At 46.7% G+C, this 16,291-nt stretch carries 17 protein-coding genes and 1 tRNA gene; 10 read left to right on the top strand and 8 right to left on the bottom strand.

Annotated features, from left to right (window positions below; all coding sequences use genetic code 11):
• Positions 1-145: 145 nt before the first annotated feature.
• Positions 146-556 (top strand): hypothetical protein, encoded by a 411-nt coding sequence (locus GJR95_RS40900; protein WP_162391371.1) that lies wholly within the window; start codon positions 146-148, stop codon positions 554-556.
• 92 nt (positions 557-648) lie between these two features.
• Here GJR95_RS40900 and GJR95_RS40895 read toward each other — a convergent pair whose 3' ends face one another.
• Together GJR95_RS40895 and GJR95_RS40890 are read right to left on the bottom strand one after the other, a co-directional pair.
• Entirely contained in the window at positions 649-1,101 is a 453-nt protein-coding gene (locus tag GJR95_RS40895) for an FKBP-type peptidyl-prolyl cis-trans isomerase (RefSeq protein ID WP_162391370.1), read from the bottom strand.
• Between the two features lie 279 nt (positions 1,102-1,380).
• Positions 1,381-2,010 carry a thioredoxin family protein gene (locus GJR95_RS40890; protein ID WP_162391369.1) on the bottom strand — a complete coding sequence of 210 codons (630 nt, stop codon included), beginning with the start codon at positions 2,008-2,010 and terminating at the stop codon, positions 1,381-1,383.
• A gap of 166 nt (positions 2,011-2,176) precedes the next feature.
• Between GJR95_RS40890 and GJR95_RS40885 the strand changes: the two genes are divergently transcribed.
• Complete coding sequence (locus GJR95_RS40885) at positions 2,177-2,545, top strand: PadR family transcriptional regulator (protein ID WP_162391368.1); 369 nt, start codon at positions 2,177-2,179, stop codon at positions 2,543-2,545.
• A gap of 38 nt (positions 2,546-2,583) precedes the next feature.
• Positions 2,584-3,129, top strand: a complete 546-nt coding sequence (locus GJR95_RS40880) for a hypothetical protein (protein ID WP_162391367.1) — start codon at positions 2,584-2,586, stop codon at positions 3,127-3,129.
• Here GJR95_RS40880 and GJR95_RS40875 read toward each other — a convergent pair.
• Together GJR95_RS40875 and proS are read right to left on the bottom strand one after the other, a co-directional pair.
• A complete protein-coding gene (locus tag GJR95_RS40875; protein ID WP_162391366.1) occupies positions 3,120-3,611 on the bottom strand; it encodes an NUDIX hydrolase in 492 nt (163 codons plus the stop codon). The genes GJR95_RS40880 and GJR95_RS40875 overlap by 10 nt on opposite strands.
• Before the next feature lie 4 nt (positions 3,612-3,615).
• Positions 3,616-5,088, bottom strand: a complete 1,473-nt coding sequence (gene proS / locus GJR95_RS40870) for a proline--tRNA ligase (RefSeq protein WP_162391365.1) — start codon at positions 5,086-5,088, stop codon at positions 3,616-3,618.
• Positions 5,089-5,383: 295 nt separating this feature from the next.
• On the opposite strand from proS, the gene GJR95_RS40865 reads away from it, so the two are divergent.
• Positions 5,384-6,673, top strand: a complete 1,290-nt coding sequence (locus GJR95_RS40865; RefSeq protein WP_162391364.1) for a pilus assembly protein — start codon at positions 5,384-5,386, stop codon at positions 6,671-6,673.
• Between the two features lie 170 nt (positions 6,674-6,843).
• Entirely contained in the window at positions 6,844-8,415 is a 1,572-nt protein-coding gene (locus GJR95_RS40860; protein WP_162391363.1) for an OmpP1/FadL family transporter, read from the top strand.
• Between the two features lie 71 nt (positions 8,416-8,486).
• On the opposite strand, the gene GJR95_RS40855 is transcribed toward GJR95_RS40860, so the two are convergent.
• The 3 genes from GJR95_RS40855 to GJR95_RS40845 form a co-directional block, all read right to left on the bottom strand.
• Positions 8,487-8,993 carry a shikimate kinase gene (locus GJR95_RS40855; protein ID WP_162391362.1) on the bottom strand — a complete coding sequence of 169 codons (507 nt, stop codon included), beginning with the start codon at positions 8,991-8,993 and terminating at the stop codon, positions 8,487-8,489.
• 89 nt (positions 8,994-9,082) lie between these two features.
• Positions 9,083-10,225 (bottom strand): BT_3928 family protein, encoded by a 1,143-nt coding sequence (locus GJR95_RS40850; protein WP_232541022.1) that lies wholly within the window; start codon positions 10,223-10,225, stop codon positions 9,083-9,085.
• A gap of 65 nt (positions 10,226-10,290) precedes the next feature.
• Positions 10,291-10,845 carry a DUF1599 domain-containing protein gene (locus GJR95_RS40845; RefSeq protein ID WP_162391361.1) on the bottom strand — a complete coding sequence of 185 codons (555 nt, stop codon included), beginning with the start codon at positions 10,843-10,845 and terminating at the stop codon, positions 10,291-10,293.
• 83 nt (positions 10,846-10,928) lie between these two features.
• Between GJR95_RS40845 and folP the strand changes: the two genes are divergently transcribed.
• Positions 10,929-11,771: a dihydropteroate synthase gene (folP, locus tag GJR95_RS40840; RefSeq protein ID WP_162391360.1), complete on the top strand. Its 843-nt coding sequence runs from the start codon at positions 10,929-10,931 to the stop codon at positions 11,769-11,771.
• Between the two features lie 80 nt (positions 11,772-11,851).
• Positions 11,852-11,924: transfer RNA gene (locus GJR95_RS40835), tRNA-Lys, on the top strand.
• A 58-nt stretch (positions 11,925-11,982) separates the two neighbouring features.
• Here GJR95_RS40835 and GJR95_RS40830 read toward each other — a convergent pair.
• Positions 11,983-13,173: an SGNH/GDSL hydrolase family protein gene (locus GJR95_RS40830; RefSeq protein ID WP_162391359.1), complete on the bottom strand. Its 1,191-nt coding sequence runs from the start codon at positions 13,171-13,173 to the stop codon at positions 11,983-11,985.
• Between the two features lie 189 nt (positions 13,174-13,362).
• Here GJR95_RS40830 and GJR95_RS40825 point away from each other — a divergent pair, with 189 nt between their 5' ends.
• The 3 genes from GJR95_RS40825 to GJR95_RS40820 all read left to right on the top strand — a co-directional run bounded on the left by GJR95_RS40825 (position 13,363) and on the right by GJR95_RS40820 (position 15,927).
• Complete coding sequence (locus tag GJR95_RS40825; RefSeq protein WP_162391358.1) at positions 13,363-15,225, top strand: carbamoyltransferase family protein; 1,863 nt, start codon at positions 13,363-13,365, stop codon at positions 15,223-15,225.
• Between the two features lie 100 nt (positions 15,226-15,325).
• On the top strand, positions 15,326-15,475 hold the full coding sequence (locus GJR95_RS41750; protein WP_167214700.1) for a DUF5989 family protein: 150 nt from the start codon (positions 15,326-15,328) through the stop codon (positions 15,473-15,475).
• Positions 15,476-15,546: 71 nt separating this feature from the next.
• Entirely contained in the window at positions 15,547-15,927 is a 381-nt protein-coding gene (locus tag GJR95_RS40820) for an SxtJ family membrane protein (protein WP_232541021.1), read from the top strand.
• Positions 15,928-16,291: the final 364 nt, after the last annotated feature.

Here is a 16,291-nt window from a genome sequence, read left to right as displayed (position 1 = left end):
ATAATTAATAATTGCGGCCTAGGTTCCAACAGTCTATATGAAAATAGTCAATTATGGTTTAGAAAAGCATCATTAGCCAGCGTGCGCGCGTATAGATTTACAAGCCAACAGCTCCAGTCCAGTCTGGAGTCACTAACTCATACTCATGGAAGACTTCACCTTTGAACAAATCGTCAGTATCGCAAACGGCTACCGAACAATGGCCCGCGCCCTGAACGAGTTTCAGGTGATGCATTGGCCCGCGTTTACCCACGAACAACAGCTCGATCTGAACGCTTATCAGAATAGCCTACTCAATCGCGCGCAGGATTTGCAATCCCTGGCGGTTCGTCCAGCTTTCAATCAGGCGGGTGAAATGGCCGCAGCTATTCGTCAGGCGACGGACGACGCCAGAGCCGGGCTCCAGCATATTCATACCATTACAGTAGCCCTTAACATCGGAGCCATCACTGTTGCCCTGGCAGCATCCGTTGCTCGGGCCAATCTTAGGGGAATTCAAACAGCGCTCAGAGAATTAGGCGATTTACTGGCACTGGATAAAGAGGAACAGGAATAGATACTCACCGGCAAATACAGTAAATGGGTAATTAGTTGGCTGACGCAAAAGCCCTCATCAACTAATTACCCATTTACCTAATGATTAACCGGTTACAGAATCAAACCTGACGGTGATTTTACCCCAACCAATTCAACTTCAAATACCAGATCCTGTCCCGCCAGCGGGTGGTTCGCATCAAGCGTAACGTTCGTGTCGGTCAAGTCGCGAACAATCACTGGAATAGGGCGTGGATTGCCATCTTCGTGCATATTAAGCGTCATACCCACTTCGAGCGGGATATCGGCAGGAATATCGGATCGATCTAACGTAAAAATCATTTCTTCATTAGTTGGACCATAGGCATCTTCCACCGGAATGTTGATGGTTTTCTTTTCGCCCTGGTTCATCCCAGCTACTCCTTCGTCAAAGCCTTTGATGACCTGACCACTACCAACCGTAAATTCCAGCGGGGTACGCCCCTCTGATGAATCGAATACGGTTCCGTCGGTTAGAGTGCCGGTATAGTGCACCTGAACGGTATCGCCGGATTTTGCTTGTGCCATAATTACACCACTGTTTAGTGAATATTCCCTCAAAAGTACAGAACCGTTATGGAACGGTTCGCTTTTAAACGCATATTTTGGAGCGATCGTTTATTTGTTTGCCCGTTTTATGGATAACTTATCCATCTGAAAATAGCGTTCAATGCACTCCTTATTTCTGATGAACTATAAATAAGTAGGGTTGTTTGCAACTACCTGTTTCGTGCTGCCGGGCTTTACCGTACAAGCCTACGTTGCCGATCAATTCACCTGCTTCAACATCAGGCAACCCATACCTACCTAAGCCCGAGTGCGATTCCACACGGTCACCAGGTCGACGAATTCGCGCTGTATCGACTGGGTGCGGTCCGTGTTATACCATCGCTGAAGCCGTTCCGTAACTTCAGCATAAGGTAATAAAGGCTTCCATTCCCAGAATAATTTCTGTAGTTCAGCTGGGCGCGGCCCCCACGTACCCAATTCGTTTAGATCGGAGGTACGAACACAAATGAGTTTAGGAATAGATCTCCCCCCATTGGTCAGATAGGCATTCATCAGATCAGGGTTTTTATCACGCAACAAAAACCGGATGGATATATTGGGCGACTGTTCGGCAATCTGGTGCAATACAGGAATGGATTGGGCCGCATCGCCACACCACGATTCGGTCAGAACGAGCCAGATCCAGGGTTCAGATACCTTGTCAAGAACCGACTTTAACTCCGAATTTATAGCGGTTACTTTATCTAACCGGTTCATCCGATGAATATTGAGTTTGGCATAACCCAGTATTTCGGGGGTATTATAATTCGGGGAATCCGACGTTGTTCTCGCCTGGGCCAGCAAGTCAATAGAAAGAGCAATATATTGATCGTAGGTGAACGCCGATGCTACTAGCTCCGGCGTAATGATAGAAGATGGTGTTGTCATAAATACAAGGGTGCATTCTCTCCCGCAACAAGCAGGGTGCACTGTTTCGTTCGCCAAACTCAACACCTGATTATTCTTCACTAAATTGATAAAAGGTTTGCTTGTATATATCGGTTTCTTATATATATTTACGCCTACTTATGTTAAACTAATTCTGCTTAATATTATGGATACAACAGGCAATGAATTTCTTCGAGGTACGCTCAAAACGATCGTCCTGAAGTTGCTGGCCGAACGGTCTCCTTCTGGGCAGGGAAGAATGTATGGCTATGAAATTACGCAGGCCGTAAAAGAGCGAACAAAAGGCGAGATAACATTATCGTTCGGTGCTTTATATCCTGTTCTGCATAAACTGGAACAGGAAGGTTTTCTCATTACAGATACCGAAGAAGTGGAGGGACGGCTGCGAAAATACTATTCGCTTACGCCATCCGGCACACAGGTTGCCGAACAGAAAGTCTCCGATTTTGAGCGCTTTATGGAAGCAATGCGAGCACTCCTCGATCCATTGCCCAGCCTGGCCACAGGTCACTAACGAATTCCTAAACCAACTCAACCGATAACTTTAGTGCCATGGAAAAACTCAGTCCACAGCAACTCGCTACGTTGCACAACCACCTGATCCATACCGGTTCCACCGACGCACTGATTGATGAATTACTTGATCACCTTGCCTGTGAGGTGGAATATTACATGTGGATCGGCTTACCCTTTGACGGAGCGTTGAAAACCGTTCTCGAACAAGCGAATCTGAAAGCTGTCCGGCATCTTCGCGACACCTATAATTCAGAACTGGCGATGACTGATGAACAGCTTCAACAGGCCAGTCTGGACGATATTGTGTTTGAGTTTCGAAATAAATCGTATGGTGCCTACGATCTTCGACGTGCTTACCGGGCTACGCTGCAGAATGCCTTTATTATGACCATTAGTTTATTCATGATGCTGATGGCCATGATGGACGCCGTCAATCGCCGAACCTGGTCATACTTAAGTCCGTGGGGCATTGCCTGGCTAATTGGCCTGTGTGGTGTTACGTTCGTGGTTGTCAATTGGTATCTGCACCATACGCGTCAGCAACAGGTGCCAATGCGGGAAACATTAACCGATCATGCCTGAAACACGACAACATCTTCCAGTTCATCGTGCATAACGAGCAGGTCTAGCTGTTTATCGTATTCAGCGCTAAACGCAAACGGCTTGTTTTTCAGTAAATAGTCGTAGATATACCAATCTACTTTAGGCGTTGGAACGGTTAAAAGATCCGCAAACCCAATCCACCTCAACTCGCCCTCCTTACAGGGAGGAGGAGGAATAAATTCAATTTCTGCGACATAGACATAGCTCGTCCAGTTGTATGCCGTCGGTGAGCTCTCGGTTAACAATCCGCAGAACGTCATTTTTTCGGCCTTGATACCCGTTTCTTCCCAGGTTTCCCGGTAAGCCGCCCGTAGCGGACTCTCGAAAGGATCGAGTTTTCCGCCAACGGGCGTATACTGGCCTTTGTTCGGCTCTTTCAGACGCTTTAGTAGCAAAAAGTTACTGCCGTTACGCAGCACGCAGATAACGGCAGTTCGCTTAAGTCCCGGAGAAACAGTCATAAAATCAATAGGCACGGGCAAAAACTACCCGTCCTTTAGACGGCTTACCCGAAAAAATATCGACTCCTTCTTCGGGTTCCTGATCGAATGGAATACAACGAATTGTGGCCTTGGTCGCTTCTTTGATTGCTTCCTCGGTTTCAGAAGTGCCATCCCAGTGAGCTAACAGAAACCCACCTTTGTCGAGTTGGTCCTGAAATTGCTCGAGCGTATCTACTTTAAATGTGTTCTCCTGACGAAACTTGAGCGCTTTGTTATAGATGGTCTGCTGAATGTCGTCAAGAAGGTTTTTAATCCGTTCCGTCAGTCCATCAAACGGAACCGTTTCCTTGGTTTTCAGATCACGGCGGGCAATTTCGACCGTGCCATTTTCAAGATCACGTCCGCCCATTGCCAGCCGGACCGGAACGCCCCGTAATTCATATTCGGCAAACTTCCATCCTGGTTTGTTGGCGTCCGAATCGTCGTACTTAACCGAAACGCCTGCCTTACGCAACTCCTGCACTAAAGGTTTTATTTTGGCCGAAAGCTGCTCTAGCTGCTCTTCAGTCCGGTAAATCGGCACAATAACAACCTGAATAGGAGCCAGTTTGGGCGGTAATACCAAGCCATCGTCGTCGGAGTGGGCCATGATCAGAGCACCCATCAACCGCGTCGAAACTCCCCAGGATGTTCCCCAAACGTAGTCTAGCTGGTTTTGCTTGTTCAGGAATTGAACATCGAAGGCTTTCGCGAAATTTTGTCCCAAAAAGTGCGAGGTTCCAGCCTGAAGCGCTTTTCCATCCTGCATCATGGCTTCAATGCACAGCGTATCGTCGGCACCGGCAAAACGTTCATTCGCCGTTTTCGATCCACGAACTACGGGAAGCGCCATCCATTCTTCAGCAAACGTAGCGTAAACGTCGAGCATCTGCCGGGTTTCTGCTTCGGCTTCCTCCGCTGTTGCATGGGCTGTATGCCCTTCCTGCCACAGGAATTCAGAGGTACGCAGAAAAATCCGGGTTCTCATTTCCCACCGAACCACATTGGCCCACTGGTTCACTAGCAAGGGTAAATCACGATATGATTGAATCCAGTTTTTGTAGGTACTCCAGATCACCGTCTCGGAGGTTGGCCGAACGATTAGCTCTTCTTCAAGCTTGGCTTCGGGATCGACAATGACACCAGAACCATCTTCCGCATTTTTGAGCCGGTAGTGTGTCACAACGGCGCATTCCTTAGCAAACCCTTCGACGTGTGAAGCTTCCTTGCTCAGGAACGATTTGGGAATAAACAGCGGGAAATACGCATTGGAATGACCGGTTTCCTTGAACATATCGTCAAGAGCGCGCTGCATTTTTTCCCAGATCGAAAAACCGTACGGTTTAATAACCATACAGCCACGAACGGCCGAATTTTCGGCCAGGTCGGCCTTTTTAACTAATTCATTATACCACTCGGAGTAGTTTTCACTACGGGACGGAATTGCTTTTGCCATGATGAGCTGTGGAAAGAAAAAGAGGGTTGCCAAACGATAAGCTATTATTGACGAAAGACCTGTGCTTCAGCCCTTTGTTTGCCTTTCGACTTTCATAGTGTACCGTTTGCCAAAACTTTTACATCTTTTTTTCCAACGTGATTAAACCTTGATGAATAAAATGGAATCTAATATATTGAAAACTTGCAAAGATAGGTTTTTGCTCTATTTTTGTAATCAAACGTGTCAATCCTTTGTTATAGGCTAAAGTGGCACTTAATAATATGAGCCTTTATACTTTTAATTCCCTGGCCAAATGATAACGCAACGCATGTACCGATACCTGGCACTGGCCGCGATGATGGGGTTCTGGAGCTGTTCTTCCAGTCGCCAGACCGCCCAGAATACTGGTGAAGTGGATGATTTGTATGGCAACTCCGGCAATGCTGCCGTATATACCAACAATTCATCTGACGTTTCGTCGGTTGCTCCACAAACCTCGCGTCAGCAACGTCAACAACAACGCTCGCTTCGCAACGCTAACCCTGATTATAACGATGATCAGCAAAGTTACTCCAGCAATACCGACGAATACTATTCTGAATTAAGTACCCGTAAACTAAATCGGGGAATGTCTCCTGATCCGGGCTGGGGCGATAATAGCACAAACAGCTATAACTCTGGTTTCGTAAACGGGTACAATGCCGCTTCGACCTCGGCTTACAGCTGGAACCGCTGGGGCTTCAACAATACTGGCTTCTATAGCGGTTTAGGACTTGGCATGGGCCTTGGATCAATCGGCTATGGTTTCGGCAGCCCGTTCTATTCGCCATTTGGTTACGGCTTCGGAAGCTCATTAGCCTACAGCCCATTCTATTCGCCATACGGTTATGGATACGGTGGCTTTGGCGATCCGTTCTACAGTCCTTATGCCTATGGTTATGGTGGGTACGGTGGATTCTATAATTCATTCTACTCTCCTTACGGGTACGGCGGTTACTATGGTGGCTACCCAGCCGTAGTCGTGACCGGAGCCGATCCATATCGGAATCGGAATTACGTTCGGAGTTCATCCCGTTCGTCTGGCAACTACGCATCTGGTTTCGATAATTCTCCCCGCAACTACAATCCTAATGGCGGCCGTAGTAGCTATAATGCAGGGTCAGCCAGTAACCGCTCAACTAGCGATGGGTACTATGCCCGCCCAGGCAATAACAGCCGGGGCACCTACTACTATGATAATGGCACAAGTGGTAATGGTCGTGCAGGAAGTAACCCTTCAGGTACTTCGGCAAGCCCAGCCCCCTCATACAACAGCGGTAACGACTACTACGCTCGTCCACGGACAAACAGCCGGGGTAGTTATACACCGTCCAACAGTGGTGGCCGGGGTAGCTTCCAGCAATCGCAGCCTAGCTACCAGCAGCCTTCTTACCAGAGCCAAAGCCGTGGCAACTTTAGCCAGCCTAGCTACCAGCAGTCGCAACCTAGCTACAGTGCTCCTAGCCGCAGCTACAGTGCTCCCAGTTCCGGGGGCGGTGGTTTCTCTGGCGGTGGTGCCAGTCACTCAAGTGGTGGTGGCGGTGGTGGCCGTGGTCCAAGATAATTAAGATTTATTTCGAAAATTTTAAATCCCGCTGACAGACAATCGGCGGGATTTTTCGTTGTTACTTTGGCTTATTAACCACCAGTTTTTTGATCAACCTGGTTAAACGTTCCAAGGCAATGTCACTCTAACAACAAAAGTGCCATTCGCTGGTTTAATCGCATATGCATATGAATACAAAGTTCTTTCTTTCGGCCATCTTACTGAGTTGTACGGGGCTGGCGTTTGGGCAGGGGCCTGCTGCCGATTATGCCGATGACGCCTTTCGATTCTCTGATTTTTCACAGAGTGGCAGCGCCCGATTTCGTGGCCTTGGCGGCAATCAGACAGCCCTGGGCGGTGACGCCAGTAATCTGTCTGGCAACCCGGCAGGCCTGGCATTTTATAACCGCTCCGAGTTAAGTATTAGTCCCTCCTTCAATCTGGTCAACAATAAGAGTACATTTCTGGGAAGCGAGACTACGATTAATGGTGGTAAGCTTAATATCGGCCAATTGGGTCTTATTCTGGCCGGGAGTTCGAATAATACCCGGCGCTGGCGTCGGACTGCCTTTGGCGTATCTTATTCGCAGTCAACCAATTTTTTCGATAAAATTGATGCGCGTGGCGTAAACAGAAACCCCAATTCATCCATTGCCCAGACATATGCCAACGCGGCCAATGCAGGCAATTATAGTGAAGCTGATTTGAATGATGATTACGACCCTACATCAAATACAGTCAGTTTCCGGGAGGCCGCAGCCTATCGGCTCTATTTAATTAATCCCACAGATTTAGGGGCAAATGGCTCAGGACCACCATACACTCGACTTGATGCGACAACGGCGAAAGATCAGCGAGCTACCCTGAGCCGTTCGGGTACGCATTCGCAATGGACGATTTCCTACGCCGGTAACCTGGACGATAAGCTCTACATTGGGGGATCGATTGCCTTGACCCGTCTTCGCTATTCGTCGGAATATATTTTCCTGGAGGCCCCAATTAATGGACGTGACTTAGTTAATTACAGTCAGATCAACCGATTCGACGTAACAGGGAATGGGTTTAATGCGACGCTGGGATTGATTTACAAACTCAGTAATGATTTACAGGTCGGTGCTACATTAACATCACCAACATTCAGTAGTGCGCATGAAGCGTTTGCGCAAACCTTAACGGTTAACACCACATCCACAATTCAGTTGAATGGGCCCAACCAAATTGATGTAGTATCGCCTTACGACAACTTCGACTATTCGTTGCAAACACCGCTGCGGGCATCGGGTGGTGCTACTTACTTTCTGGGGAAAGGGAAGATTGGTTTCATTACGGCAACTGCTGAATATGTTGGTTATGGCGGCATGCGGGTTCGAACCTCGTACTTTAATACGCAGCAGGACAATTCTGATTTTAAAAACGATGTGAAACAGGTTGTTCAGACCAGTTACCAGAACGTAGTCAATTTGCGGGCTGGTGCCGAAATTCGGGCTGGCCTGCTTCGGCTCCGCGCGGGGGTGGCTTATTTGCCAAGTGCCTACAAACTCGACCTGGACCGGGTAGCGCGAGGAGACCGGGATAAATTACTGCTGTCAGCTGGCCTTGGCGTCAGAAACGAGCGTTTCTTCGCCGATCTGTCAGGTTCATACCTGACCTACAAAACGGGCTTTACGCCATTTCAACTACCTAGCAGTTTAGATACGCCTACCGTCGCAACGAATAATAGCAATACCAATCTGATGCTATCGTTCGGCGTATTTTTCTAAAAAAATCGATTTAACGTAAAAGCGGCCATGAATGAATCGTTTCGTTCATGGCCGCTTTTACGTTAATACCGTTACATCCACGCGCCTATCCGCCTGAGCACTTCGTCCTCATTCGTCTCCCCCGAAACAATGATAGTTGCCTGACTATAGAAAGGCAAACGGGTTACGTATCGTTGTTGCAGCGTATTGAATAAATCAGGGTCGCTCGGATTATTGAGCGGACGGTCATCGGCAGCATGCGCCTGGATTCGCCGGACTAATATCTCGACCGGCACATCCAGAAATACGGAAATACCCGTCGCATTAATGTACTCGATATTGTTATGAAAACAGGGCATTCCGCCACCCGTCGAAACGACTGCACTATCGCCCGGTCGGATGGTTCGTAAAATCCGACGCTCGGCTTCCCGAAAATAGGCTTCGCCGAATTGCGCAAAAATGTCGGGAATCGATCGTCCTTCGTCGCGAACGATTTGCTTATCCGTATCGATAAAACGGTAGTGAAGTGCGTCGGCTACGCGCTTGCCCAGCGTACTCTTGCCAGAGGAGGGCATTCCGATCAGGAAAATATTTTTCAAGCAAACAAGTTTTTCGTTTTTCGTTTTCTTCTTTCAGTGAACACCATTTCTTATCGGGCGTCAGTCAACTGAAAAAGGTAAACGAAACACTATTTAACCAAAGATTGTACTTCAGCCGCATCCGGGGTTGAATTGTAATGCCATTTCCCGCGCACAACGCCATTATGAAGAAGCCATGTACCCGGATTCGAGCGCATAATTGTTTTCAGTACGGTGGCGTCGGCTTTATAATAAGGCACGTTATTTAGCTGAAACTCCTGTCGAAAGGCCTTGATCTCATCGTCGCTGGCCGAGGTTAGTATGTAAGGCGTCACCTTTGAACCCTGTAGCCCTTCAGCCAGCGCCCGGATCGCCGGAAGGCTCCCCGCGTCTATATCCTTTATATTCTTGACAATAATAAACAGTTTATCCCCTTCAAATGTCTGCTGCGTGAAATCGCCCTCATCATTCCAGACCCGATAATCCGTGATTTTTGGTTTCGCGCTCTCATTGACCAAAACCATCTCTTTGAACTTATAGCTCTGATCGGTCGGATACTGATCAAAATCGCTCGTTTTCCCGTCCTTCTCCATGACATATTTATACCGTAATGGTTCGGATGGCTTCATTTGAGCCGGAATGCTCTTCCCGACAGCATAAGGCAGCATATCGATTGGCGGAAGAAAAGATATAGCGTAAACGCCCAAACCAAGCGTCAGAATGGTCGTTAAAGCCACTACCCAGCCGGTTTTGCGGGGAGTGATCCGGTTACGATGCCCGATAATGAACAAAATCAGAATAGTCAGCACGACGTCTTTGCTGAACGACGTCCAGGGTTTTAGCTTGATCGCATCACCAAAGCAACCACAATCTGTTACCCGGTTGAAATAAGCCGAATAAAACGTCAGAAATGTGAAGAATACAATCAGGAAAAACAGCAACCAGGTTGTGACCTTAGGTTTATAAGAAACCAGCAATGCGACACCCAGGATAATTTCGGCCGCACAGAACAGCACCGACATAGCCAGTGTGAATGGTACCAGCGCCATGAAGAAATCGTGGAGAAACGGCACATCGAGCGCGAAAACTTCAAAATATTCCTCAAACTTGATCTGCGTCCCAACGGGGTCGTTCAGTTTGATGAATCCCGAAAACACGAAAACGATACCGACCAGAAAGCGGGCTATTCGGGCGGCAATAAGCATCGGTGGCGTACCGGTTTTAACTTTGGGTTGAGTGGCTGCTGTGGTCATGCGAGTAATTTGGAAAGTCCGCCAGTATGGGGCGATCCGAAATCCAGTCTCTTCATAGCGGGCTTTCACCGCAACAACGGAGTATCCGCGTTACTTTTTATCAAACAAAAAACGGCGTAGTTTATCATATCCATATAATTGGCTTCAACTCCTTCCGAAACCAATGTATTTCCCTGATTATCCTCAATTTGCTTTGTGCGGAGCAATTTCATCAGAATGATATCCGTCATTGAGCTAATACGCATCTCACGCCAGGCTTCGCCGTAATCATGGTTTTTGGCAAATAACAGGTCAATGACCCGACCAATCTGCCCATCGTATAGTGTTTCGAGTTCATCCGTTGGAAGGTCAGTACGTGAGTCATTGACCAACTGCAATTGAATCAGCGCCATGACGCAATAATTGATAATACCAACAAACTCTGGCTCAATGCCTTCGCCAACACGACTTACGCCCGTTTCCTGCAAAGTGCGAATACGCTGGGCCTTGATGTAAATCTGATCGGTGATACTGGACAAACGTAAAATTCGCCAGGCAGTACCATAGTCTTTATTTTTTTTTAGAAATAAATCTTTGCAGCGTTGAATGACGTGCCGATATTCGATTTCAGTATTTTGCATAGTCCTCAGTCAATAGCCAACAGTTTTCAGTGCGTTTATTCATTGCCAAGAACACTTATGCCTGACGCCTATCGCCTATTTTTATGCCGAAAGTTACGAAAAAAACACTGAACTGCCGGGGACGACTTGTTTCGCTGGAAACGCCTGTTGTCATGGGCATTCTAAACATCACCCCTGATTCATTCTTTGCCGGAAGCCGGATCCCTCTCGAAAAAACGGTCGAAATTGCGCAGAAAATGCTGGCCGATGGTGCTACCTTTCTCGATATTGGTGGTTACTCGACCCGACCCGGCGCTGCCGACATTAGCCCCACTGAGGAAGCGGACCGGGTACTGCCCGTTATTGAAGCGATTTTAAAAAGCTTTCCTGACGCCCTTATTTCAGTGGATACGTTCAGGGCGTCGATCGCCCGACAGACGGTTGAGTCAGGTGCTGCCATTATCAACGATGTTTCGGGTGGCATGCTCGATCAGGCCATGTTCGAAACCGTGGCTTCCCTCGACGTTCCTTACGTGTTGATGCACATGCGAGGAACGCCAGCAACGATGCAATCCAAGACAGCTTATCAAAATCTGGTAACCGATGTGATCGATGAACTGGCTTTTCGACTCACCGAGCTTCGCGCCTTCGGCAAAAAAGACATCATTCTTGACCCTGGTTTTGGCTTCGCAAAGACACCTGCGCAAAATTTTTTGCTGCTAAATCAACTTGAATCCTTTGGGTTGTTTGACGAACCAATCCTGGTCGGTTTATCACGCAAAAGCACAATCTGGAAAACCCTGGGCATCAGTGCCAATGAGGCTCTAAATGGCACCACTGTTCTGAACACGATTGCACTCACAAAAGGCGCTTCTATCCTGCGTGTTCATGACGTTCGTGAAGCTGTTGAAACGGTAAAACTGACCCAGCAATTAACTTTTTTTTAACATTTTTCTTGCGTTTAGGAAATCAAACCTCTACTTTTGCATTCCCAAACGACAACGACCTGTTTGCTGACTGGGGAAATGATTTGGTAGCTCAGCTGGTAGAGCAATACACTTTTAATGTATGGGTCCTGGGTTCGAATCCCAGCCGAATCACAAAAACGCAAAAAGCCGCTTAATTAAGCGGCTTTTTGCGTTTTTGTGATTCGCTACCCTACAGCAATTTATATTTGTTGATCACTTCAGCCAATCGGTCAGCTACCTTGTAATGCCCTTTTTCATTGATATGGTTATCCAGCGTAAAGTAGTCGTTGGGGGTGAGCAAGTCAGAGACGTCCGCTAAATAAATACCTGACAGTGCATGGCGGTTTAGATAGGCCTTAAATCCCTCCATTATTTCGGGAGTGGTTGTATCAGGATTTAGACAAGTAATAACAATTGGCCCTTTATATTCTTTTCGGATTTGCTGAATGGCATAGAAAAATGAGTCTTCATACGGGAATTGACGGCTTACTTTCTGCGTCAGCTTCGTGTTTTTAACAGCTGCCTGAGCAGACCACACAAATAAACGCTGCACGCAGGCCTTTAAGCTGGCATGAAGGTATTTGAACGGGTAATAATCTGCCGTCAGCGCATTGTACCGAACGGCTTCATAATAGCTCTCCTGAGTAGAAGGTTTAAAGGTTCCGGCTATCAACTGATTATTCTCTGGCTGATCATTGATGCAGTACTGAATAACCAGCACCCGGCAAGAGTCGCGTTTAGTTCGCTTGAAGAGGTTATATTCACGAACGGTCCCAAACGAAGAAATACCGGCATTAAGCACTTTCTGGCCCACTTTACGCTCCAGAACAGAGGCAAAACAGCTTGAATCCGGCACGCCCCATCCCATTGTAAACGAATCGCCAAGTATAATTATGGCTGGGTTATCCAGCGAGCTCTCATCATCCCGTACGCCTAGCCTGTTCGTACGAATCGGTGTATCTACTTCAAAGCCGCTTTTAAAGGTAGCATTCTGTACACCCGGTTTTAGGGTATAAAATAATACGGAGTCGAATCGGCTCAGTTCGGGATCATATTGAATCAGGTTTTTGTCCCAGCCGTCCACAATTTCATGAAAAAAAAGGTGTCCGCGTGCATACCGACGCTGTCCATCAGCTAACCGATGAGCATACCCCCAAATAGCCAGTTCGCCCACTCCCAACAGCAGCAGTAAAGACCAGAAGTATACTTTTTGGCGACGCCCAAATAAAAAAACGAGTAGAAAAAACTGTGCGAAGACTATAAGTTTGAACAGCCAAACTCCCGCTGGATGTCTGACAAATAGTTCGGGGCGAAACAAGGTAAAAGTAAACAGTAGAAATACAGATAAGACACTAATAAGGGTACGTTGAAAAATGGTCATAAGGATAGAAAAGGTTATTCACAAAATTATAGGTTCCTCCATATACTGGGAAAAGGAATGAGCAAAAAACATGAAAGCCAGTGTACTCAATAAGTTTTCCATTATTACGTATAGAGAACGACGGCTGACTGTATATTGCAATATAAAGGCATTAATTTGTATATTTACCCGGTAGTCATACACAACTACATGAAAATTCTTGGCATTTCAGCTTTTTACCACGATTCTGCAGCGGCATTGGTTGTAGATGGACAGATTATCGCAGCTGCTCAGGAAGAGCGCTTTACACGACGTAAACATGATCCTGCTTTCCCCGCCCAGGCAGTCCAATATTGCCTGAACTATAGTGGACTTGATTTAAAAGACCTCGATGCTGTTGTTTTTTATGATAAGCCTCTGCTAAAATTTGAGCGGCTACTCGAAACATATTATGCATTTGCGCCACAGGGTGTACGATCATTTATTACCTCTATTCCGGTTTGGATAAAAGAGAAGATGTTTTTAAAACGGCTTCTTCGTGAGGAACTAGAGAAGATATATGGTGAGGAAGCGGCTGGCGTAAAATTGCTTTTTCCTGAACATCACTTATCACATGCAGCCAGCGCCTTTTATCCTTCACCATTTGAGGAAGCCGCAATCCTGACCATCGATGGAGTGGGCGAGTGGGCAACAGCTTCTATTTGCAAAGGCTCCGGCAAGGAACTTTCCATTCTAAAAGAATTACGTTTTCCGCATTCATTAGGTCTTCTATACTCAGCGTTCACGTATTTCCTGGGCTTTAAAGTCAATTCAGGTGAATATAAACTCATGGGTCTGGCTCCCTATGGCAATCCTGCTTCGGCCGACGTTGAGCGGTATGTCGATATCATAAAGAAAGAGCTGGTGTCAATCAAGGAGGATGGTTCAATCTGGCTCAATCAGGACTATTTCAACTACGCTACCGGATTACGAATGGTCCACGAAGCCAAATGGGAAGCTTTATTCGGATTTCCGCAACGCCGTCCTGAAGATGAATTACAGGAGCAGCACTGTAATCTCGGTCTGGCCATTCAGCGCGTTACAGAAGACATCGTCATTCGGATGGCGCAGGAAGCGAAACGCCTTAGCGGATCACGTTATCTGTGTTTAGCGGGCGGAGTAGCACTCAATTGCGTTGCCAATGGTAAACTACAGGAGTCAGGCGTATTCGACGACATCTTCATCCAGCCCGCAGCGGGCGATGCAGGCGGAGCATTGGGAGCAGCCCTGGCCGCTTACTACATTTATTTTAAGCAGGAACGAAAACTTAGTGGTCGTCAGGATGAAATGATCGGGTCTTATCTCGGTCCCGACTTTTCAGATCAGGACGTAGAACTAGTTGTTCGTCGCTATAAAGGCGTTTATACTTACTTCAACGATATTCATGAATTATGCACCGAAACGGCCCGGCTTCTGGCCGAAGGCAATGTTGTTGGCTGGGTGCAGGGCCGGATGGAGTTTGGCCCTCGGGCTTTAGGTGGAAGAAGTATTCTGGGTGACCCGCGCAACGCGGAAATGCAGAAAAAGCTGAACCTGAAAATTAAGTATCGGGAATCATTTCGACCATTTGCGCCGTCGGTACTGGCCGAAGACTGCGATCAGTACTTTAACTATCGCGGCATTTCACCGTATATGTTATTAGTGCATCCCGTTGCCACCAGCCGCCATAAAGATCTTCCAGCCGATTATCATCAACTGCCCCTGCGCGACAAACTATACTACCTTCGCTCCGATCTTCCTTCGATTACACACATCGATTTTTCGGCCCGCATTCAAACGGTTCACAAGGAAACGAATCCTAGGTATTATGAGCTAATTCAATCCTTTAAAAAGCTGACCGGTTATGGTGTCATTGTCAATACCAGTTTCAATGTTCGTGGCGAACCCATTGTTTGCACACCGGAAGACGCTTATCGCTGCTTCATGCGTACTGAAATGGATTACCTGGTTGTAGGCAATTATCTGTTTGCAAAAACAGCACAACCTGACTGGCAGGAAAAAGACAATTGGAAAGAGGAATTTGTTCTGGATTAATTCCGTTCACACAATCGAATTAACTCGCACTAAAAAAATATTGCATTATTTAATTTTTGTTTTCTATTTAAACCACACGTTGTAAACGCTTACTCAAATTATGGACTTTGTTAAAGACATGTTCCTCTTTCTGAAGGAACGCCAAAAGTGGTGGTTAGCACCCATGATTATCATTCTGCTGCTGTTAGGAATTATTCTGGTTGTAGGGGGCGGATCTGCAATTGCACCATTCATTTACACCCTATTTTGATGTTTTTCACCTTGTTGGTCTGGCTAGATCTAGCCAGACCAACAAGTGTTTGATTAAACGCTTCCCTAACTATGCAAAAACGCATTTCGGATCTCGACATGTACAAGGCCAATCTGGCCATTTCAACAGGTTTTTTAGCACTCTATTTCTTTTTCGGCCACAAGGCATGGCTTTTATACATCTCGCTAAGCGTAGGTGCGCTAACCCTGCTCCTACCTGCATTGGCACGCTGGATCAGTTTCGGCTGGTTTAAACTGGCCGAAGGTTTAGGCTATGTTAATTCACGGATTCTATTGAGCATTGTATTTTTTCTCTTCCTGTTACCCATAGCTCTTCTCTATCGGTTAGCCAATCGAAATCCTTTGTCCTTACGCAATGGTCGCCAAACGGGTTCTCTTTTTGTTGAGCGAAACCACACGTATGCACCAAAGGATATGGATAACATCTGGTAGCTAATTTGTAGGCCAGTTATTCTTTTTCTTACTACCAGGCCTTTGGTTTAGAGCCGTGCGGTGGCACAGTTCTAAACCAAAGGCCTGACTGCGTTTAACTGCCTCAGGTTGAACCAAAAAAATAACTCTATATATTCTCTTTTCAAGAAGAACTATAATCAAATTTACAATTAGCCCCGTTTACTATTAAATTCTGATAATCCTGATTTTTACCAAATTTTTTTAGTAGTATATTGCGTGACTTTGTCGCAAACGCCCGTCAACTCGGCCATCAACTTCGAATAAAAATACCGGCCGGTACGTTAAATAATTTAGAATTTCCCAATAAAAGTTGCCTTTTTTTACGATTCTGATAATCAGGACG

This window comes from Spirosoma endbachense, assembly GCF_010233585.1.
Lineage (GTDB): Bacteria > Bacteroidota > Bacteroidia > Cytophagales > Spirosomataceae > Spirosoma > Spirosoma endbachense.
This window is presented reverse-complemented; position numbering and strand designations above follow the sequence as displayed.